This is a genomic window from Roseibium album (assembly GCF_001404515.1).
GTDB classification, from domain to species: Bacteria; Pseudomonadota; Alphaproteobacteria; order Rhizobiales; family Stappiaceae; genus Roseibium; species Roseibium album.
The window spans coordinates 1-20,638 of the sequence record NZ_CXWE01000018.1; the positions used below are offsets into that span (position 1 = coordinate 1).

Here is a 20,638-nt window from a genome sequence, read left to right on the forward strand (position 1 = left end):
TCAGCGCATGCTTCAGGTCCCGGCTGATCCCATCGCAGATAACACCAAGTTTCATATTGTTCTCCAACTTCAACGATGCAGTTCGGCGCCGACGATTTCCTCAATCACCCGGGTGCAGACCCAGTTGTCGCCGTTCGGATATCTGGACTTGCCCGCATGGAAGATTTGCATCGCGGTCGAGGCGGTCTGCATGGGCACTTCGAGACCCTGGGCCAGATCGAGAGCGATCGTCAGATCCTTGTGCATGGTCGCTATGTGACTGCCGGTGCCTTCAAACTTCCGGTCGATGATATTCTCCAGAGCAGTTCTCGACACGCCGCAACCGGCGCCCGACGTGGAAAAGACATTGTAGATGACTTCACCGGCAACCCCGGCCTTTGCCGCCAGAGCCGCAGCCTCGAAGGTTGCGGAGAAAATCGACCCTATGAGCGACTGAAGGCAGGATTTGACTGTCTGACCTTCCCCTGGTCTTTCGCCGACAACGTGGATCGTCTGCGAGACGGCTTCCATGACGGGCCGCGCCTTTTCCAGAACGTCCGGCGTGCCTGCCGCCATCATTGTCAGTGTACCGCCCTGGGCGCCCGGGAAGCCCCCCGAGACCGGGCAGTCGATCAGGTTGATCAATCCACCGTTCAGTTCCTCGCCGATCTGGCGTGCTTCCGAGGGTTTGATCGTAGCGGTGAGGATTATGGTCCCGCCGTCCGTCATGTTGGCGGCAAGGCCGTCGTCTCCAAGGATCACCGCCTTGGCCTGGTTCCCATTCATCACCATGACATAGACGACGTCCGCATTTGCCGCGACATCGGCCACACTTCGGGCGGCCCTGCCACCCAGCGCGGTGAACGCTGCCAAGCGTTCTTCGCTCAGATCGAAGCCTGATGTCTCAAATCCGTTCTTGATCAGGTTCTTGGCAAGCCCGCTGCCCATATCCCCCAATCCGATGACACCTGCGCGTAACATTTCATGTTCCTATTTCATCCGGACATTCCGGAGGTTGTTGACTGGCACCCGCTGCCGGGTGTCGGCTGATGCGGGGGTTTCGGGCGCTGTTTGCGCCGGGCTGGTCCGGAAGACACCCCGCTGCCCAAAAAACTCCTCAGAAAAACAGGCTCGGAACCCACAGAACGAGTTGCGGGAAAATGCACATCAGGATGAGCACGAGGACATTGGCCATCAGGAAGGGAGCAGCGCCGAGGAATATCTCGCCGATCCCCATACGGGCGATCGCGGCACACACATTCAGGCAATTGCCGACAGGCGGAGTACACGCGCCGACGGCAAGGCCCGACACCATCACCACGCCGAAATGGACACCGGATATCCCGACGGACTGCGCTGCGGGAAGCAGCACCGGTGTCAGGAGCAGGATAGCCGGGCTGACGTCGATGAAGGTTCCGGCAACAAGGATGACGGCGGTGATCACCAGCATGAGCGCAATCGGGCCGAGATCAAGGCTGATCACGTAGGCAGCAAGCGCATCCGGGATCCGTTCCAGTGCCAGCACCCAGATGTAGAGTTGGGAAAATGCGATGATCATCATGATCTTGGCGCTTGTCAGGATTGCCGCCCGCATCGCACCCGGCAATTGTTTCAGGGAAGTCAGCCCGACGATAAGGAACCCGATCAGCAGACCGTAGGCAACGGCCATACCAGCCGTCTCAGTCGGCGTTGCGATTCCGAAAACGACGGAACCGACAATCAGCAGCGGCATGACGGCAACAATCGCCGAGCGGCGTATCTGACGCCAGGCCTCCGCAAGAGTGAACGGAACGGCTTCCGTCGGATAGTCGTTCTTCCTGGACAGATACCAGACAATTGCCAGCTGGAAGATACCGACCATCAACCCCGGAATGACCCCGCCGAGGAAAAGTTGACCAACCGACTCCTGAGCGGCGATGGCATAGATGACCATCGCCACGGAAGGTGGAATGATCATGCCCATTGTGGAAGAGGCAACGGTGATCCCGGCGGCAAATTGAGCGGGATAACCACGCTTTTTCATTTCCGGTATCAGGACCGATCCAATCGACGCGGTATCGGACGCTGCCGAACCGGAGATCCCGCCAAAGACCATCGAGGCGACGACATTCACCAGACCGAGCCCGCCCTTCAGGCGCCCGACGAAGAAATTCGAAATGTCGAGCAGACGGCCGGTGATACCGCCAGTGTTCATCACGAAGCCCATAAGGATAAACAACGGCAGCGAAATCAGCGCATAACTGTTGATGCCGGCAAAGAACCTTTGGGGCAGGACACCGATCAGCATTGGTTGTTCGACCAGAAAATAGGCCAATGCGGAAAGTCCAAGTGCGTAGGCGATCGGAACGCCGATGACCAGCAGAACCAGCAGACTGAGAAGAAGGATCAACATTGCATCAGTCCTCCGGCATCCAGAGAACGTCGATGCTTTCCCGGCCCGCTGCGGTAAGCACGATTTTCAGGCAGCAATAGAAGACCGCCAGCCCGCAGCCGACCGGCACGGCTGCGTGAACGATACCCTGCGGCCAGCCAAAGGGCTGCCAGGGATTATGGCCGGCAAGTGAAATCCAGCCGATAGAATAGGTCACCATCGCGCCGTTGATCACTGCGATCAGGGCGAGACCCATGATGTAAGTCCACTTTTTCGCTTCATAGGGCAGCATGTCGACAAAGAAGGTGATCGCAATATGCTCACGCCTGGTGATGCAAACCGCGCCGCCAATGGCACTGGTGAACAGGAAGGCGATCGTCACGAATTCGTTGCCGCCATAAATCGACGACGCAAAGCCGTATCTGAGAACCACAAGCAAACAGACAAGAACCAGAAATGTCGCAAAAAGCGCGATCAGAACCCACTCCAGAACAGATGTGAGCCGCTTGTCCAAGGCGATGAGAAAATCCATGCTTCCCCCCAATTTTGTCCGATCTGCCCGGCCGCCATCAGGCGACCGGGCTTCACAATCGAAGGTCAGCTGCAGGAAGCCGCCGCCGCACGGGCAGCGTCGATGTCTTCAGCTGTGAAGTGGCCCGCGTCGATCATCTGCTGATAGACCGGCTTGACCGCTTCCTGGAAACCGGCAAGCGCTTCCGGGGTCAGGGAATTGATTTCCATATACTCACCCAGTTCCCCGATCACCTTGCCTTCGGCCTCACGGTAGAGGTCATCGGACTGGTTGAGCGCTTCCACTGCAACTTCATCGAAGACCTGCTTCAGGTCATCCGGCAAGCCGTCGTACCAGGCCTTGTTGACGATCAGCGGATCGGGCCCGGTCATGTGGTTGGACAAGGTCATGAACTTCTGAACTTCGTGGATCTTGAAGTCCCAGATATTCTGCGGTGGATTGTGTTGGCCGTCGATGACGCCCTGCTTGAATGCCTGATAGGCTTCGGAGAAGGGCATCGCGATCGGGTTGGAGCCGATTGCGGTTCCGGTTGCGATCATCAGATCACTTTGAGGTTCGCGGATCTTGAGCCCTTTCAGGTCCTCGACCTTGGTAATCGGCCTAACGTTGTTTGTGTAGGCGCGGAACCCCTGGCTGATGCCGGTTGCCGGAACGTGGTAACCGTTGGTCGCGGCGCCTTGCTCGATCCCGTCGGTGAACCCGCTTGCGACAAGACACTGCATCTCGTCCCAATCAGCAACCAGGAACGGCAACTGGTAGATATTGAATGCCGGATTGGCATCGGCAAAAAACCCGCCACGTGTTCCCTGAAGGATCCCGGTCGTCACCTGGTCCATCATCTCGCGCTCGTTGCCGAGCACTCCGCCAAAGAAATTCTCGACATCGATACGACCATCTGAACGCTTTTCCAGTTCTTCTTCGAAGAATTTCATGGATTGCGATCTGATGGCACTTTCCGGCTGCGCATTGCCATATTTGAATGTGAAATCTGCCGCAGCAGCGCCCGATACCATCAACGCAGCCATTGCAACACCAGCTAAATACTTCACGCCATTCATCACCTTTTCTCCTCCCGATGTAGACGATGATCATGTGAGGGCGCTTTTCTCCGCTCAGGGCTATCGGGAAGCAAGCTAAAAAGCATCAATTTGACGTAATTGGTTGCTTTTGATGTTTTCATGAGTCGATATTTATGCAAAATTGATTGTTATTGGTGGAGTATTGATGTGTCTGAACCAACCCAGATCAAGCGTCGCGCTCGAGTGAACGAGATCGCCGGACTTGCAGGCGTCGGCACCGCAACGGTCGACCGCGTCCTGAACGGGCGCCCCAATGTGAGCGCTGCCACGCGTCAACGTGTGGAACAGGCCAAAGCGGCAATCGAAAACGGTGAACCTGTTCAAAAACGCCCGAGGCCCTGGCGCCTGAAAGTCTTTCTGCCTGAAGAGGCCGGCCCATCGACCGAGTATCTTGCAAGCTGTTTCCATGAGTTCGGCGCGCGGGGAAATGCCACGATCGAATGCGTTTTCACGAAAAAAATGGAACCGGCGCTTCTGGCCCGCAAACTTCAGGCCTGCGCCGGGCAGGGCATCGATGCGATTGCGTTTCAGGCTCTTGATGACCCGCGCGTACGCCAGGCTGTCGAAGACCTGGCCCATTTGAACATTCCCTGCCTCACCCTGATTTCAGGGCTCGAAACCCCGGCACTCGCCGGCTTCATGGGAATGGACAACAGAGCCGCAGGGCGCACCGCCGGATACCTGATGGGTCGCTTCGAACGGCAGAAAGGCGCGGTCGCGGTCGTTTCCGGGGGCCAGATCTACCGCGTTCACGAAGACAGGGAAATGGGTTTTCGCGCCTGCCTCAGGCGTGATTTTCCACACCTTGAAGTCGTCTCGACCTATAGCGGACATGACGACATCGACGGCAACTATACCGAGGTCCGGAAAATACTGGACAGCAAGCCCGATCTGATCGGGATCTACAATGTCGGCGGCGGCAACGAAGGCATTGTGAAAGCCTTGAAAGAAGCTGGCCGGGAAAAGGAAGTCACGTTTTTCGGTCACAACCTGACCACAAAAACCCAGGGCTATCTGCTCGACGGTACGATGGATGTCATCATGCACCAGAACATGAAGCGCGCTGCCGGACGGGCGGTGGATGCTCTGATCGCGCGGCTGGAACACAGGCCGTATCAGATCAAGCTCATCTCAACGGAAATCATCACGAAAGAAAACATCATGGGCGTCACGTTCGGCTGAAGAAAGAAAGGCCGGCAGAAACAATACGAGCGCCGGATTACCGGCGCTCTCTGAAAGTAGTGATCCCGAAGGCTACCGTCGAACTTGCCGCTCTTCAGGCAGCATCGCTTGTAGCGTCTGCCTGAACCGCATGGACAGGGATCATTGCGCCCAAGTTTTTCCAGAAGTTCCACATCGCCCGCGCACCTGTCGTTCACCCGTTTTTACACGGGTTTCGGATGGGAAGGATTTGCGCCGTTTAGACATCACCTCGAAAGGAAGGGCGATCTTCAAAGTTTACGCGTTTGGCCATGACAACCTCCTGCTGCCGGGAACGAGGTTCGCCTTGTAAGGCCGGCGGGTGAAATTTCCAAGAGATCAATCCAGAAAACCGCTCCCTTCCGCTCTGGCTTGCGGCGATTGCCGCCAGTGATGGAGCGCGTTTCAAAGGTTTTCCGGGGTTACCAGCTGAAAATCGATGATACCGTTTACTGTGCCCGACAACTTGCCGGTCACGGACTGTTCCATCAGATCAAGCGTTTTTGAAACGACCTGTGAAACAGGATTGGCAATCAGAAGATCCACCGTACCTTCGATCAGACCTTCATCCGCGTAGGGACTACGTTCGTGGCAGATGTAAAAAACATCACGAGCGCGTCCAGCCTCCGTGAGTGCCCTGATCACACCGCTGACACCGCCGCCGCAGTGATAAAGCCCCTTCAACCCGGGAACTGAACGAAGAATTTCGGAAGTCGCCTCATAGGCCACGGCGGCATCATCCAGATAAACAAGCGAATCCCGCAAACCTGCGTGTGGAGCATATTCCCTGAGCGCACTGCGAAAACCGGCTTCCAGCGCCTCGTGCCCCAAATAACGGTGGGATCCGACAAGAATACCGACTTCGTCGCCATGCCCCACGAATTTGGCCATGGCCCAGCCAGCCGTCCGACCTGCACGGCGCCCATCGATGCCGACGTAACCCGCAATCGCAGGTGTACTCAGCGGACTGAGCAGCGCGAATACCGGAACGTTAACAGATGCGCAGTCGCCTATCGCCGCGTGAACGGCGGGATGGTCTATGGAAACAAGGGCGATAGCGTCGACGTCATCAGCCATGGATCTCAGCGCGGCAGCCAGATCTCCAGGAGACAGGCTTTCGACAAACGCAACTTCGGCGGCCGCCCGAATACGTGTCAGGTCTGGCACCGAACGCATGATCTGCTCTGACAGGGCCTGATAAAACCACTTGCTCTTCTTCTGCAGAATAAAGCCCAGACGCTTGTGCGGTACAAGCTGGTCGACACGGCGCTCCATCAGGCCTTGTGCATGATAACCAAGCTCTCTGGCGGCACTCAACACCCGGTCGGCGGTCGACCGTCTGACCGGGGCCCTGCCGTTCAGTACACGGTCCACGGTTGCAACGCCGACATTTGCTTTTGCGGCGATCTCCTGAAGTGTCACTCGTCGGTTCATGCACTTCTGATAAGATCCATCATAGCTGAATGCAACAGAAATGATAGTTTTGATAGTTTCTATCACCACTGAATTGACGCCGGATACATTCTGAGAAATTTTCACGCAGCATTTTTTGAAAGGCTTCAAGGCCAATCGGCGTGGGAGGACCGGAATGACCATCTCCAATCAAACCCGTGACTACAGCCTGACAGGACAGGACTCAGGTCCCGGCTTTGCTCCAAGCCAATGGTACAGCACGCCTGTGCCCAGAAAACGGTTGAAGGAACTGATGCGCCGGTCGGACCGTCCGAGCCTGATCAACTACGGGAGCTGGTTCGGCACGGTTCTCGTTCTCGGTACAATTCTGATTTTCACCTGGGGAACGGTCTGGGCGGTTCCGACCGCGATCCTCTACGGTATCTTTTACGGATCGGGCGGCGACAGCCGCTGGCATGAATGCGGCCACGGCACCGTATTCAAAACCGCTTGGCTGAACGGCTTCTTCTATCAGATTGCTTCGTTCATGTCGCTCAAGAACCCTTGCCTCTGGCGCTGGAGCCATACAAGACACCATACCGATACCGTGGTTGTCGGGCGTGATCCGGAAATCGCCTTTCCGCGTCCGCCGAGCATCGGTCGGTGGATCCTGAACCTCATCTTCGTGCCGACGCTGATCGACGAACTCAAGAAGATGGTCCTCCTGAGCCTGGGGAAACTGACAGAAGACCAGAAGGATTTTCTGATCGAAGCAGACCGCCAGAAAGCCTACCGGATCTCCCGCATCCATTTGACAATCCTGATTGCCGTGACCGGACTATCTGCCGGATTGCAAAGCTGGTTGCCGCTCATGCTGGTAGGATTGCCGACATTCTACGGCTCGTGGCTCCACCATATCCTGGCGACAACGCAGCACGCCGGACTTGCGGAGGATGTCCCCGATCACCGGATGAATTCCAGAACCGTCTATCTCAACCCGTTCTTCCGCTTCATCTATTCCAACATGAACTATCACGTTGAACATCACATGTACCCGATGGTTCCGTTCCACGCCTTGCCAGCGCTGCACGAAGAAATCAGGAAGGATTGTCCACCGGCCTACCCTTCCCTGTGGGCTGCCTATCGGGAAATGGTCCCAGCTGTCCTCAAACAACAACGGGACCCGTATCACTTCATCAAACGGCCATTGCCGGCGGAAGCCAATCCGACGCCCGACTATCAGCGCCCCGTGTTGCAAGCCGCAGAATAGGAGCAAGATTTCCATGGTGAACTGGATAGAGGCCTGCGCTGCAGACGAAGTGGAAAACGAGGATCTGATCCGTTTCGATCACGGGTCCAGAACATTTGCGATCTACCGCAGCCCGGACGATGAATACTTTTGCACCGACGGTCTTTGCACGCATGAAGAAGTGCATCTTTCCGACGGATTGGTCATGGACCACATCATTGAATGCCCCATGCACAACGGTCAGTTCGACTACCGGACCGGTGAAGCCAGACGGACACCTGCCTGTGTCGCGCTGAAGACCTATCCGGTTAAAGTGGAAAACGAGACCGTCTTCATCGATCTGGGTGATCAACCATGAAACGTATCTATGACTGGGATGCCAAATTCTCCCTGCGCAACTACACCGCTGCCGACCTTCGAGCGATCAAGGGGAAGCGGAAACTGACCCAGACAACCGCCAATTCCATCGAAGAAGCTGCTGCCGCGGCGGATGCCGGCATCGATCTGATCATGGGAAATGCACAGAACACAAAGGCGGCGCGCGAAGGCGCCCCCAATCTCTTTTTCACGGCCGCAATCGCGTTGCCGGATTTTCCGACTGAAAAGGATGTTCTGACCGCCGCCTTCCAGGCCATGAAGGAAGGTGCCGATTCCGTCTACACCGCCCGCGGTCCGCATATCGTCGAGATGCTTGCCCGGGAACAGATCCCGGTCATGTGCCACCTCGGCCTCGTCCCGCGCAGGTCGGGCTGGAATGGCGGCTTGCGGGCAATCGGGCGAACCGCCGACGAAGCTCACAGTCTGTGGCAGGCGTTTCGCAGGATGGAGGATGCAGGCGCATTCTCGGTGGAAGCCGAGGTCATTCCAGCGCCGGTAATGAGAGAAATCAGTCGCCGGACTTCGCTCGTCACGATGTCACTCGGATCGGGGAGCGGCGGCGATGTGATCTACCTCTTTCAGAACGATATTTGCGGAGAACAACCCGAACGGCCCAGACATGCCCGGGCCTTTGGCGATATCCACTCCCTTCAGGAAAAAATCCGCGCCGAACGCCGATCGGCCCTGGGTGCCTTTCGAGACGCCGTTCACAATGGAGAGTTTCCGTCCGAAGCGGAAACGGCAACAATCGGCGATGCGGACCTGGAGGAATTCCTGGAGCGGATACCGGTCAAAGGAGACACCTGATGCGCGTCGTCATTGTCGGCGGCGGACAGGCTGCCGCCTCGGTCGCGGCGACGCTGAGAAAGCCCGAGTTTTCGGGTGAGATACTTATGCTCTGTCAGGAAGACTGCCTGCCCTATGAGCGCCCTCCCCTTTCCAAGAAATATCTTTTGCCGTCCCGGGCAAACGAGCGGAAAACCATATTTCCCGACGCGTATTGGCCAGCTCACGAAATAACCGCAAAACTGTCCTGCACGGTCACAGGCATCGACCCGATCCGCAAGATCGCGAAAAGCGATCACGGGTCCATCGGATATGATCATCTCGTTCTCGCGACAGGATCATCACCGCGCAGGCTGCCGGAAAGGATGAAAGGCAATTTGGCAGATCTCTGTTATCTCAGGTCGCTGGAGGACGCAGGTCAACTGCGCCGGAGATTGGCATGCAGCAATTCGCTGATCCTGATCGGAGGCGGCTATATCGGGCTGGAACTTGCAGCAACCGCCAGGACAATGGGTCTTGATGTAACCGTTGTCGAGCGAGACGTCCGCATCTTGAACCGGGTTGCCTCGACTTCTCTCGCCGGGACCGTCCGGAACTGGCATCAGCACCACGGCGTCCGCCTTCTGGAAAGAACCGAAGTCAAGGCCTTTACCGATGATCACGGTGTCACTGGCGTTCTCCTTGCGAATGGAGAAAAATTGACATCGGATTGCATCGCCGTCGGCATCGGCGCTTCGCCCAACACGGCGCTGGCCTTCAACGCCGGCCTGCAGATCAACAACGGCATTGCAGTCGATGCGTTCGGCCAGACCAGCATTCCCGGCATCTGGGCCGCAGGCGATTGCGCCTCCTTTCCCTATTTCGGAAGGCGCATCAGGCTGGAAAGCATACAAAATGCCATCGACCAGGGAGAGGCAGTTGCTGAGAACATTCTCGGTTCGCAAAGGGAATATGTCCCGCTGCCCACATTCTGGTCGGATCAATTCGACCATACGATTCAGATCGCGGGCCTTATCGAGCCGCGAATGAAAGCAGTTATTCGGGATGCACCGTCCGGGCGATCCTATTGGCATTATCGCGACGGTCTGTTGCAGGCCGTCGAAGTCACGGATGACCCAAAGAGTTATTCAATCGGACGCAGGATGTTGTCGGAGCGATTGTCACCGTCCGCCGAAGCCATTTCGGATGGCAACAGGAACCTCAAAGACATCCTGAAAACGTGCCGTAAGCCGGTGATGGCCTGAGCGGATGCGGATGACGGACCCGTTAGAGATCGAGTTCGTAGTGCCGGATGAAGTCCCTGTCCGGCACGACACCGAGACCGGGCCCATCCGGGATCGTCACAAAACCACCTGACGATTTAACCTGTCCCTGGATATCCAGAGGAACCTCCAGCAGATTGTCCCTGAACCGGTTGTCTGTCGTGTCGAATTCCAGCATCGGTTCCCACGGATGAAGCCCGCCGGGCAGTGCCGGCATCGCTGCCAGCAGCTGGATATTCGTGGCGACGGCGATCGCCGATCCCCAGACGTGATTGATCACCGGTGTGAAATGAGCATGGCACAGTGCCAGGACCCGTAAGTACTCGCTGATACCACCAAGCGCGCACACTTCCGGTTGGGCGATATCGAGTCCCCGGTTTTCAAGGATCTGCCGCCATCCCCATCGGTTGAATTCCGCCTCACCGCCGGAAATGTTGACCTTCAGACCACGCCGCAATTCCCTGTATCCGTCGAGGTCTTCCGGTGCCACGGGTTCCTCGAACCAGTACGCTCCGAGTTCATCAAGTGCGCGCCCAACGTAAAAGGCATCTGATGTCGTATAACAATGATTGGCATCGACCATGAAACGGCCACGCCCTTCGACCGCCTCTGCGACGGCTTGACAGAGCAGGATGTCCTCTCTCGGTCCAAGACCGGTTTTCAGCTTCGCACCGACAAAACCCATATCCATGATCGCAGCCGCTTCGGTTTTGAAGCGGGAGACATGGTCGTCGACACTCTCGCGCTTGAGCATCATGCCGTAGCCGTAGGCGGGAATGCGCGTGCGGTGCGCGCCGCCGACCAGCTTGTGCAGGGGTTGACCGGTCACCTTGCCGGCGATGTCCCACAGGGCGATATCAACGCCTGACAAAGACTGAAGCGGCATCCCTTTCTGGCCGTGATCCCGTGTCAGGTTGTAAACCTTGTGCCAGAGGACATCGCGATCCATCGGATCACATCCCAGAACCATCGGCTGGATGACCTTTTCAACGATCGACTTGTTGGCGATCGCAATGTTACCAGGTCCAAAACACTCACCCCAGCCGGTAATGCCTTCGTCGGTCTCAACCTCGACCAAATGGGCGCTGCGTTTCTCGTAATATTGCTGCGAGTATCCCAACTCGCCGGGAAGATCGTATTGCAGAATGTGGCTGGTTACGCGGGTTATCTTCATGCGTTCAGCCCTCCGAATTCCGTTTTGTCGAGTGCGCGTGTGATCCGTTTCACAATCAGGTAGTCGTGCAAGGCCAGTGCCGAGCAGTCGTGGCCAATGCCTGACTGACCGATCCCGCCGTGCGGCAGGTCAATGTCGTACTTCACGCCGTTGATCTGAATTTCACCGTAGCGCAACGCCGCCGCGCAGGCTTCCGCCTTTGCGAGGTCGCGCGTGAAAACATATGCGGTCAATCCACCTTCGTCACAATCATTCGCCCGCTCGAGAAGATCCCCTTCACTGCTGAAGGGAACCAGGCTGACAATCGGACCGAATGTCTCTTGACGGTAAACCGGCATTGTGTCGGTGACCCGATCCAGAACGGTTGGCGCCAGAAAATGACCCGAATTGAGTTGCGCGGGCCGGTCGCCGCCCGCAAGCAGTTCCGCACCCTGCGAGACCGCGTCATCAATCAATCCCTTGATCCTGATCCAGGCCCGCCTGTCAACGACGGGGCCCGTGGTGATATCGGCTTCCTTGTCGAAGCCAACCCGGGCGGCACGGGCGCGGGCAACGACTTTTTCGGCAAATGCCTCATGGACAGCCTCCGCGACGAAGATCCGGTTTGGCGACACGCAGATCTGCCCGGCGTTTGAGAATTTGACACCGCAGACAATGTCGGCGGCAAGATCCAGGTCTGCATCCGCGAAGACCAGAACCGGCGCATTGCCACCCAATTCCATGGAATAGCGTTTGATTGAGGTTGCTCCCGTGCGCATGATGTGCTGGCCGGTGCCGGTGGAACCGATCAGTGTGATCACTTGCGGGATCGTTGATGCGGTGAGCGCATCGGCCACGTCATATCCGTCCGTGCACAGGATCTGGACGACGCCCTTCGGCAAGCCGATCTTTTCGCACAGCATGCCGACCGCGTAGGCCGAAACCGGTGTCTGCTCCGACGGTCGGATGATGATCGGACACCCGGCGGCCATCGCCGGTCCGATCTTGAATGCCAGGTTCAGAAGCGGGAAATTCCAGGCAAGATAGGCCAGCGCGACGCCGGCTGGTTCATGAACCATCCTGTGTGTGTGCGTTCCCGCCCTGTCTGCGAGGCCCACATCCTGAACACGTGCGATTTCCTCGGCATAAAACTCCAGCGACGCAACGAGACGGTCCCAGTCTTCATGGGTCTGTGCCCAGGGTTTGCCCAATTCATGGTGAACGCAGTCTCGAAGAAACTCTTCATGGGCAACAACCTCATCGCGGAGTTTGTGCATCCAGTTCTGGCGCTCCGAGATTGCAGTCGAAGACCACGCCGGAAAAGCCGATTTGGCCGACTGAAGGGCCCGTTCCACGTCTTCCAGGCCCGCCGTATGGACCGTCGCGATGATTTGCTCAGTTGCGGGATTGAGAACGTCTTTCCGACCCGATCCGCCGGTCAATGCGCCGTCAATGTACATTCTGGTCGGGAAATCCATGTTGCGCCTCAGTCGAACAGGTTAGCGATATTGGTTTTGATTCTGTCGCCGATGTAAAGCGCCAGAGCCTGGATCGTGGAGGTTGGATTGACCGCGCCCGAAGTCACGAAAATCGACCCGTCCACAATGAAAAGATTCTTCACATCGTGGCTCCTGCCCCATCCATTCACCACGGACTTTTCCGGATCATCACCCATCCGGCAGGTGCCCATCTGGTGCCAGCCGGCACGCCACCAGACCTTGTCGTCACCTTTTGCCAGAACTCGTTTCGCACCGGCGGCCAGAAGCAGTTCCGTCGCCTTCTCCTCGCCGTGCCTCAGCATCCTTCGAGTGTTTTCTCCTAGGCGATAGTTGATTTTCGGCGCGGGGATGCCGTCGCTGTCGGTCAGTTCGGGATCCAGCGTGACGCAATTGATCTCTTCGGGAAGGTCCTCGCTCACGACTGTCAGCCCGGCAAGATAAGGATAGACGGTGTCCATGATCTCCCGGTGCTCTGCGCCCCAGGGGATCGGATTGTCGATGCCATAGCCACCGAGTGCATAAGTCATCGGAGTGGTCGAACGACCGGAATGCAAGCCATACCCGCGGACAAAGTCTCTTGAACGATCCGTTTCGTAGAACTCCTGCGACAGGATCGAACAGGCCATCGGGCCTTCATGACCGAGCATCGGTTCGTCGAAGACGCCGGCAACTCCCGTGAGAGGATGGAACATCAGGTTCTTGCCGACGAGGCCGGATCGATTGGCCAGACCATCCGGAAAGAGTTGCGATTTCGAATTGAGCAGCAGCCTTGGTGTACCGACGCCGTTGCAGGCAACGACGACCAGTTCCGCCTTCTGTTCGTGGAGTTGCCCGTCCGCACCGTGATACAGTACGCCAGTGGCAAAGCCCGTTTCCTGATCAATCAGAATTTCCCGAACCCGTGACCTCGTTCTGAGTTCAACGCCGGCGTTTTCCAGCACGGGCCAATAGGTGAAATTTGTTCCACCCTTGGCGCCTGCCGCACAGCCAAGGTCGCAGGTACCTGCATTGACGCATTTCTGCCGTCCATCGCGGTCCTGACTGAGAATGGCCACATCGGACGGCCACCAGTGCCACCCCAGTTCATTGAAACCTTTCGCGAGTGTCTGACCGAGCTTGCCGATCGGAATGGGCGGCAAGGGCGGACTGTAGTCCGGGTAACCCGGATTGCCTCCCAATCCGGAAACACCCGTGTTTTCGTCGTTCAGATCATAAAATGGCTCCAGCGTCGCATAGTCGACCGGCCAGTCTTCAGCCACGCCGTCCAGCGATCTTGTCCTGAAATCAGATGGCTTCATCCGGGGCCAGTGACCCAGAAAGTTGATTGTAGATCCACCGACGCCGTTCCAGTTCACCGGCGTTATGCAGCTGTTCTGCGAGTTGACGGGATAATCCTGCTTCAGTTTCCTGACATTCGGGTCGCAAGAAAATTCACCGTAGCGCGATAGCTCGTAGTCTTCCCGGCGGCTTGGAAAATCCCTGTCCTGCAGGTGTTCACCCTGCTCGAGACAGAGTATCCTCATTCGGGTCTCCAGAAGGGACCACGCGATTGCGGCTCCGGAAGCTCCGGCACCGATGATCAGGACGTCGACGGGTTCGTTGGTCATGTCACCTTCCCAGTGCCTCAAGCCTGTCGATAGGCGGCGCCGCGCGCGCGAACCGGTGCTGTCAATTCATCCATCAGGGTTTCGCTTTCGTGTTCCACGACATATCCGTGCGGATGGACCGGATGTTCCCCGACGCCAAGCAACGGCCGGATTTCGGGCCGGCTGTAGTAAGCCATGTATGTGAGCCGAACGAGTTCGGCGAAGTCACGCGGCTGCTCCATCTCGACCGCCTTCAGAACGGTGACACGGTCATCCGATGACAGCTCTGAAAACCCCGGAGACCTGGTGCTGACCGCCTCTAGCAGACGCTCCACTGTTCCGGGGGCGTCAGGAGAATAGGCAGTTGCCGAGAGGACACTTTCGGCAACTGCCTTCACACCGGCGGACGGCATGCGCCGTACGCCGCCTGCCGGAATGATTTCGTCCAGAACCTTCAGAAACAGCACCTGGTTTTCATCTGTCAGCATGTGTTCCTCCTATCTTGCGCCGTTGCCGGCCGGACGCGATAGCGCATCGATTGCTACGGCAAGAAGAAGAATGGCACCTGAAAACATCAGCTTGTCGGCAGCGCTGGCGCCGGACAGGTCGAGCCCGTTGCCAAGGGAACCGATGACAAGCGCACCCAGGATCGCATTCCAGACCGAGCCACGTCCGCCGAAGAGTGACGTTCCGCCGATGACCGCCGCGCCGATGCTTTCCAGCAACAGGGATCCGCCCGCGAAAGCCGTGTAGGATACGGACCCGTATCGCGAGGCTCCGAAAATGCCGCCGATTGCCGCCAGCAAGCCGACGATTCCGAAGGCAACCACCCTGATGCGCCTGACGTTCATTCCCACCCGTCTGGCACTTTCCGCATTGCCGCCGACAGCGAAAATCGATCGGCCAAACGGTGTTGAAGTCGAGACCCAGCCAACGATTGCCGTGACCCCTGTCAGCAAGATGATCAACAAGGGCACGGATCTGTAGGCATTCATCGTCAGGACGGCGGCGAACACGATGATCGCGAAAAACGCGACTTGTCCCCAAAGAGTGGCATTCGTGTCGAGTTCCAGACCCCGCGCCTTGCGTTCTGCCTGCCGGCGCAGAGCCAGCGCCGCAATGGCAAGAACAAGAAGCCCCGCCATCACGAGCCCCCAGAGGTCCGGTATCAGTATTCGCGCGATTGCCCGAACGAACGGATCGCCAATGTTGAGGTTTCCGGTCGGCAGAATCTTCTGCATCAGCCCCTGGTATCCGAGCAGACCGGCCAGCGTAACCACAAAGGATGGAATGCCGACATAGGCAATCAGCAACCCCTGGGCGGCACCCATGATGACACCAACCGCCATGACGATCAGGCAGGCCGCCCATCCGGGGATGCCGGCCAGCACGAGAACACCGAGCAATGCGGCACAGACACCGGCTGTTGCCGCCGCGGACAAATCAATTTCGCCGAGAAGCAGCACCACGGTTATGCCGACCGCAAGCGTTGCTATAACAGCAGATTGCATGAAGAGATTGTAGATGTTGCGCGGCGACAGAAAGATGAAGCGAATGCTGCCGGCATCCGGATCCGACCAGAAATCCCAGAGCGGTAGGGCAAGTCCGAAATAGACCCAGATCGCCGCCAGGGCGAGAAGGACCGGAACGAACGATCCCAGGCGTGTCTCCCGCATGCGTCGCAGTCGGTCTATGGGAGAAAATGAAGTGTCAGGCTGCATTGTTCGTCCCGCTATCCAGTCCGGCAGTCATCGCGACGACAATTTCGTCCGCCGTTGTTTCCGAGGTTTTCCAGGTCGCGACATTGGCTCCGTGTCTGAGCACACAAATCCGGTCGGAAACCTCAAAGATGTCGCGCATGTTGTGGGAGATGTAGACCACGGCGTGGCCGGTATCGCGCAGCCGCTTGACAACGTCGAGAACCTGCCGGGTCTGTGCCACGCCAAGCGCGGCGGTCGGCTCGTCCAACATGACGACGCTGCACTCGGCACCGACTGCTCTTGCGATGGCAATTGCCTGGCGCTGCCCGCCGGACAAGCCGCCAACCTTGGCACGTACGGATCTCAGCGTGCGTACCTGAAGTCGATCGATGGCGGCCTTTGCACGGACCTCCATTTCAAGATCGTCGAGCGGACGCAAGAAACGTGGCAGAAACGGCCATCCGGATTTCACCGGTTCGGCTCCCAGTGACAGGTTCGCTGCAACGTCAAGGTTCTCGCAAAGGGCCAGATCCTGATAAACAATCTGAATGCCGAGTGCACCGGCATCATGCGGATTGCTGATCACGACAGGCTCTTCATCGATGAAAAAATCTCCCCCGTCGCACACGAGTGCTCCGGCCAGGACTTTCATAAGCGTCGACTTGCCTGCACCATTGTCACCGACAAGTGCCATGACCTCGCCGCGCGCGACTTCGAAATCAACGCCCTTCAGGGCATGAACGCCTCCGAAGCGTTTCTCGATGCCGGCAACGCGCAAGTGAGGGGGCGGGGCCGATGGCCCCACCTGCTGGTTGTTTTCCAAAGACATGGATTGTCCGATTACTTGCAGAAAGCGGTTGCCGCGGCTTCGCCCTGGCAAACCATTTCCTTGGTGATGGACGGATCGTTTTCGATGACGTAGGCAACACCATCGGCACCGAGGGCCGAGTATGAACCGACGGGCACGTAAGCGACTTCTGCGCCGACACCGTTCTTGACTTTCTGTGGTGCCAGATCAGAAAAATCCTCACCGTTTACAAGCCGGACAGTCACCTGGGCCGCCGCCTTCGCCATATCGGCCAGCGGACGCCAACCACACTGTGTCTGCTTTCCAAGCAGCATCAGCTGCTGCGCCTGCACGGTGCAGTCCAGACCGGACACCGGCATCGTCCCGGCCATGCCCTGCTCTTCAAGAGCAGCAATTGCCGCACCGGCGTTACCGTCATTTGATGACACGACACCCTGGACATTGTTGTTGAGTTGGGTCAGCGCCTGGTCCATCGACCGCCTTGCAATTGCCGGATCCCAGCCCTGTGTCCAGTTTTCGTATCCCATGACACGCTTTCCGGAATCGAACAGCGGCTGTAGCGCGCGAAGCTGCCCGTTATGAATAACCGCGGCATTCGGGTCGGTCGGCGATCCCTTGAGCATCACCAGTGTGTCGCCGTCCTTGGTGTTTTCGATGACATGACTCGCCTGATCGAAGCCCATGCCTTCCAGGTCAGCCTGCACCCAGAATGTTGTGTTCGCCGAATTGATCATCCGGTCATAGGCGATGGTCGGGACGTCTTCTTCGGCGGCCATATCCGCAATCACTGCCGAACTTTCACCGTCGATCGGTATGACAACAAGGACCTTTGCCCCCTGCGTCAGGGCCTGTTCCGCCTGTCTCTGCTGCACAGACGTATCATTGTTGGCATTGAAGACCTCGACCTTCACACCCGGTGCGATTTCCTTCATGGTTGACACAAATGCCGCTGCATCCTGCTGTTCCCAGCGTGGATTCACGTTCTCGGGCAGCAGCAGTGCCACCATGTCTTCCGCGGCCGCTGCACCCACACCCAAAAGTGTGGCCAACGCGGTGCCCGCTATCAATAAGCCTTTCTTACTGCTGGGAAACATCATATCCTCCTCGTCGATGTTTCGGCGCAAGTTGCGCCGGATCTTCTGGTGGAATTCCTTCGATTGAACGATCGATTCGGCGGGACGAGAATGGTTCCAAGCAAGCTCGAACCGCCGGCCACTAGCCTGTCCACCAACAGGCGTGAAATCCTGCTGCCAAAGCAATGACAGCTCAAAAACTACTTTCCTTCGCTTTCGTCAGCCGTGAATTGAGCCAACCGTTCGCGTGTTCCTTCGAGATGTTCCTTCATGGCAGCTTCGGCTGCATCCGCGTCCTGTGCCTCGATGGCAGCAAGCACCTTCTGATGGAGCGGTATGGAGCGTTTGTTGTCCCGTGGATCCGCGTTGGTCAGCCGGATCGAACTCAGCAGCGCTGAAAAGATTACGCCTTCCATCGCCATCAGGACTTCATTGTTTGCCGCGCGAAGAACGGCCCGGTGAAACAGTGCATCCGCCACCACGTAGTCCTGAATCTCCTCCGCGTTCTCCATCTTGCGCTGTGCCGCGCGGATTTCGTCGATCTGGTCCCTGGTCGCCGATTTTGCGGCCCACGCCGCTGCGCTGGGTTCGAAGACCTGGCGGACCTCAAGCAGCTGGTTCAAAAAACCCGGTCTCGGTTCAACGCTGAGGTGCCAGGCCAGGACGTCGTCGTCGAGAAGACTCCAGCTGGCGCGCCGGCGAACCCTGGTTCCGCTACCGCGCCTTACTTCCAGCAGTCCCTTGGCAACCAGCAGTTTGACTGCCTCGCGGACGACGGATTTGGACACACCGAAGCGCTCGCAAAGCTTGTTTTCGTCGTCGATCAGGGCACCCTCACGGACCAACCCGCCGACAATGCGGCGACCCAGTTCGCGGCACACCTGTGTTGCAAGTGAAGGTGCAACACCGGCGACGTCTTTCAAATCGTAGTAGAGCAACTCAGACATGAGATGATACTAAACATCAGATGTTTCAATTGTCCAGATGTTTTTGCAACTCACCAACTCGACACGCCTGAAGCGCCTGATTTGCCGTGGTGAATCGGTTCCGAAGAGCCTTGAATGTTGCCGTCACCAAAGAAAAATGCCCAAAGCGGGCACGCAGACAATTGCGCCCGCAATGTCGCCTGACGTCTTGTTCAGGCGACCCGAGTTCCGTTTGTGCAGGTTATCTGGTTGGCGATGCGTGCCGCAACCGGATGTCCACCAGACGATCGGTGCGGATCATCAGGCTGCAATCTCCACTTTGATTTCACCGATTGCGCCAAGAAATTCAGCAACTTCCTGCAGCGTATTGTAGTGGCAAAGGGAAACGCGGACGCAGTCTGCAAGGTCCAGGGGCGCAAGTACATTGCCGCTATAGTGGTCAGCCTTGCGTGTGTGTGTCCGGATACCTTGCCGATTGAGCGCTTCGACCACATCAGGAGACGACATGCCCTCCACTGCGATTGATACCAATCCTTCGCGCGAGGAATTGTCGGCACCGGCAATGATCTTCACATGGGCCATGTCGCGCAGTCCGGGCAAATTGCCCGTGCCGTTGATCATGGCATCGACCAGATGCGCTTCGTAGGCGTGGATCGCGCGGCCGGCAGCCTCGATTTTCTCCCGGCGCCCGGTTTCAGGCGATGTTTCACCACCAAGCCATTCGAAGTAACTCACCACATCGGAAACGGTCGCATAGGCACCTGCGTCACGGGTTCCGAATTCCCAACCGGTCGCCGGTGCGTTGATGAGCATATCGTGTGGCAGAATGCTCAACTTGTCGGAAGCCCAGGCAATACCGTAGCCGTGGCGTGAGAAAACCTTGTAAGGGGAAATCGCGTAGCCATCGACGTCGTAGCTGTCCAGGTCGATCTGTCCGTGGGCGGCATGCTGGATGCCGTCCACGATGATGAGACATTCCGGGGCAACGCCGCGGATGGTTTTCGAAATCGCGGCAACATCCATTGCCATTCCGGTCACCGGAGAGGCATGCAGAATGGTCGCAACAGCTACATCCGGCGTCAGGAGCGCCGCGTAAGCCTCTGCCGTCACCAGGCCCGTCTCGTTGTCATGCGGAACATTTTCGTAGTTGAGTCCCGAGATCTCGGCCCAACGCCGCGCGGCGCTGCGGGTCGCCGGATGCTCGATTGACGAACCGATGACCGTGGATTTTCCAGGTGAATTCACACAGGCTGTTCTGATCAGGCGGAACAGCAATTCCGTACCGCTCTCGCCGGTAAAGAACTGCCCGGAGGACGCGTTCATGAAAACCGCCAGATCCGCCTTGGCCTTGTCGATGACGTTCTGCCCCGCCTGCCCGGCAGCATTGATCCTGCCGGGATTGTCCGGAAGCGATGCATAAAAGGACGATGTGTCGACAACGGATTTCAGCGTCAACGCCCCACCGGCATTTTCAAAAAAAATACGCGGACCCTGAAACGGGCAGCTGTCGACGTGGGCAAAGCGGTCCCTGATCGCATCGATCAGGGCGGGATTGTTCTCTATCATTGTCAAGGTCCTGAAAGTCCTGGAGCCCTTTTGAAGAAAGCGGCGACGGCTGACCCGAGCCGGGACCGTCGACGACCGGGAAATTTTCAAGGCATTCCA

At 57.6% G+C, this 20,638-nt stretch carries 20 protein-coding genes; 5 read left to right on the plus strand and 15 right to left on the minus strand.

What is annotated here, in order from left to right:
- Positions 1–69: 69 nt before the first annotated feature.
- The 4 genes from LA5095_RS31090 to LA5095_RS31105 form a co-directional block, all read right to left on the minus strand.
- The gene (locus LA5095_RS31090) at positions 70–960 is read right to left on the minus strand and encodes an NAD(P)-dependent oxidoreductase (RefSeq protein ID WP_055391866.1); all 891 of its coding nucleotides are present in this window, start codon (positions 958–960) and stop codon (positions 70–72) included.
- 136 nt (positions 961–1,096) lie between these two features.
- Complete coding sequence (locus tag LA5095_RS31095; protein WP_082442601.1) at positions 1,097–2,371, minus strand: TRAP transporter large permease; 1,275 nt, start codon at positions 2,369–2,371, stop codon at positions 1,097–1,099.
- 4 nt (positions 2,372–2,375) lie between these two features.
- Positions 2,376–2,882, minus strand: coding sequence for a TRAP transporter small permease (locus LA5095_RS31100; protein WP_055391867.1), 507 nt, complete (start codon positions 2,880–2,882; stop codon positions 2,376–2,378).
- A 65-nt stretch (positions 2,883–2,947) separates the two neighbouring features.
- Positions 2,948–3,940: a TRAP transporter substrate-binding protein gene (locus LA5095_RS31105; protein ID WP_082442602.1), complete on the minus strand. Its 993-nt coding sequence runs from the start codon at positions 3,938–3,940 to the stop codon at positions 2,948–2,950.
- Between the two features lie 168 nt (positions 3,941–4,108).
- Here LA5095_RS31105 and LA5095_RS31110 point away from each other — a divergent pair, with 168 nt between their 5' ends.
- Positions 4,109–5,143, plus strand: coding sequence for a LacI family DNA-binding transcriptional regulator (locus LA5095_RS31110; protein ID WP_055391869.1), 1,035 nt, complete (start codon positions 4,109–4,111; stop codon positions 5,141–5,143).
- Here the strand turns inward: LA5095_RS31110 and LA5095_RS33550 are convergent.
- Together LA5095_RS33550 and LA5095_RS31115 are read right to left on the minus strand one after the other, a co-directional pair.
- Complete coding sequence (locus LA5095_RS33550) at positions 5,077–5,340, minus strand: SEC-C metal-binding domain-containing protein (RefSeq protein WP_196880115.1); 264 nt, start codon at positions 5,338–5,340, stop codon at positions 5,077–5,079. The two genes, LA5095_RS31110 and LA5095_RS33550, sit on opposite strands and share 67 nt — an antisense overlap.
- A gap of 226 nt (positions 5,341–5,566) precedes the next feature.
- Entirely contained in the window at positions 5,567–6,595 is a 1,029-nt protein-coding gene (locus LA5095_RS31115) for a LacI family DNA-binding transcriptional regulator (protein ID WP_158510457.1), read from the minus strand.
- A gap of 154 nt (positions 6,596–6,749) precedes the next feature.
- Here LA5095_RS31115 and LA5095_RS31120 point away from each other — a divergent pair, with 154 nt between their 5' ends.
- Genes LA5095_RS31120 through LA5095_RS31135 form a run of 4 tightly spaced genes read left to right on the plus strand, consistent with a single transcriptional unit; the run spans position 6,750 to position 10,210 of the window.
- A complete protein-coding gene (locus LA5095_RS31120; RefSeq protein WP_055391871.1) occupies positions 6,750–7,823 on the plus strand; it encodes a fatty acid desaturase in 1,074 nt (357 codons plus the stop codon).
- A 13-nt stretch (positions 7,824–7,836) separates the two neighbouring features.
- On the plus strand, positions 7,837–8,160 hold the full coding sequence (locus LA5095_RS31125; RefSeq protein WP_055391872.1) for a MocE family 2Fe-2S type ferredoxin: 324 nt from the start codon (positions 7,837–7,839) through the stop codon (positions 8,158–8,160).
- A complete protein-coding gene (locus tag LA5095_RS31130; RefSeq protein ID WP_055391873.1) occupies positions 8,157–8,987 on the plus strand; it encodes a 3-methyl-2-oxobutanoate hydroxymethyltransferase in 831 nt (276 codons plus the stop codon). The genes LA5095_RS31125 and LA5095_RS31130 overlap by 4 nt, the downstream gene beginning before the upstream one ends.
- The gene (locus LA5095_RS31135; protein WP_055391874.1) at positions 8,987–10,210 is read left to right on the plus strand and encodes an NAD(P)/FAD-dependent oxidoreductase; all 1,224 of its coding nucleotides are present in this window, start codon (positions 8,987–8,989) and stop codon (positions 10,208–10,210) included. Before LA5095_RS31130 ends, LA5095_RS31135 begins: the two co-directional genes overlap by 1 nt.
- 22 nt (positions 10,211–10,232) lie before the next feature.
- Here LA5095_RS31135 and LA5095_RS31140 read toward each other — a convergent pair whose 3' ends face one another.
- The 9 genes from LA5095_RS31140 to LA5095_RS31180 all read right to left on the minus strand — a co-directional run bounded on the left by LA5095_RS31140 (position 10,233) and on the right by LA5095_RS31180 (position 20,539).
- Entirely contained in the window at positions 10,233–11,402 is a 1,170-nt protein-coding gene (locus tag LA5095_RS31140) for a mandelate racemase/muconate lactonizing enzyme family protein (protein WP_055391875.1), read from the minus strand.
- Positions 11,399–12,859, minus strand: a complete 1,461-nt coding sequence (locus tag LA5095_RS31145) for an aldehyde dehydrogenase family protein (RefSeq protein WP_055391876.1) — start codon at positions 12,857–12,859, stop codon at positions 11,399–11,401. Before LA5095_RS31145 ends, LA5095_RS31140 begins: the two co-directional genes overlap by 4 nt.
- Positions 12,860–12,867: 8 nt before the next feature.
- A complete protein-coding gene (locus tag LA5095_RS31150; RefSeq protein ID WP_055391877.1) occupies positions 12,868–14,487 on the minus strand; it encodes a GMC family oxidoreductase in 1,620 nt (539 codons plus the stop codon).
- A 17-nt stretch (positions 14,488–14,504) separates the two neighbouring features.
- A complete protein-coding gene (locus LA5095_RS31155; protein WP_055391878.1) occupies positions 14,505–14,954 on the minus strand; it encodes a hypothetical protein in 450 nt (149 codons plus the stop codon).
- A gap of 9 nt (positions 14,955–14,963) precedes the next feature.
- Positions 14,964–16,187 (minus strand): sugar ABC transporter permease, encoded by a 1,224-nt coding sequence (locus LA5095_RS31160; RefSeq protein WP_055391879.1) that lies wholly within the window; start codon positions 16,185–16,187, stop codon positions 14,964–14,966.
- On the minus strand, positions 16,177–16,995 hold the full coding sequence (locus LA5095_RS31165) for an ATP-binding cassette domain-containing protein (RefSeq protein WP_055391880.1): 819 nt from the start codon (positions 16,993–16,995) through the stop codon (positions 16,177–16,179). The genes LA5095_RS31160 and LA5095_RS31165 overlap by 11 nt, the downstream gene beginning before the upstream one ends.
- A gap of 11 nt (positions 16,996–17,006) precedes the next feature.
- Positions 17,007–18,068, minus strand: a complete 1,062-nt coding sequence (locus tag LA5095_RS31170; RefSeq protein WP_055391911.1) for an ABC transporter substrate-binding protein — start codon at positions 18,066–18,068, stop codon at positions 17,007–17,009.
- A gap of 179 nt (positions 18,069–18,247) precedes the next feature.
- Entirely contained in the window at positions 18,248–18,994 is a 747-nt protein-coding gene (locus LA5095_RS31175; protein WP_055391881.1) for a FadR/GntR family transcriptional regulator, read from the minus strand.
- A gap of 279 nt (positions 18,995–19,273) precedes the next feature.
- Positions 19,274–20,539 carry an aminotransferase class V-fold PLP-dependent enzyme gene (locus tag LA5095_RS31180; RefSeq protein ID WP_055391882.1) on the minus strand — a complete coding sequence of 422 codons (1,266 nt, stop codon included), beginning with the start codon at positions 20,537–20,539 and terminating at the stop codon, positions 19,274–19,276.
- Between the last annotated feature and the right edge of the window lie 99 nt (positions 20,540–20,638).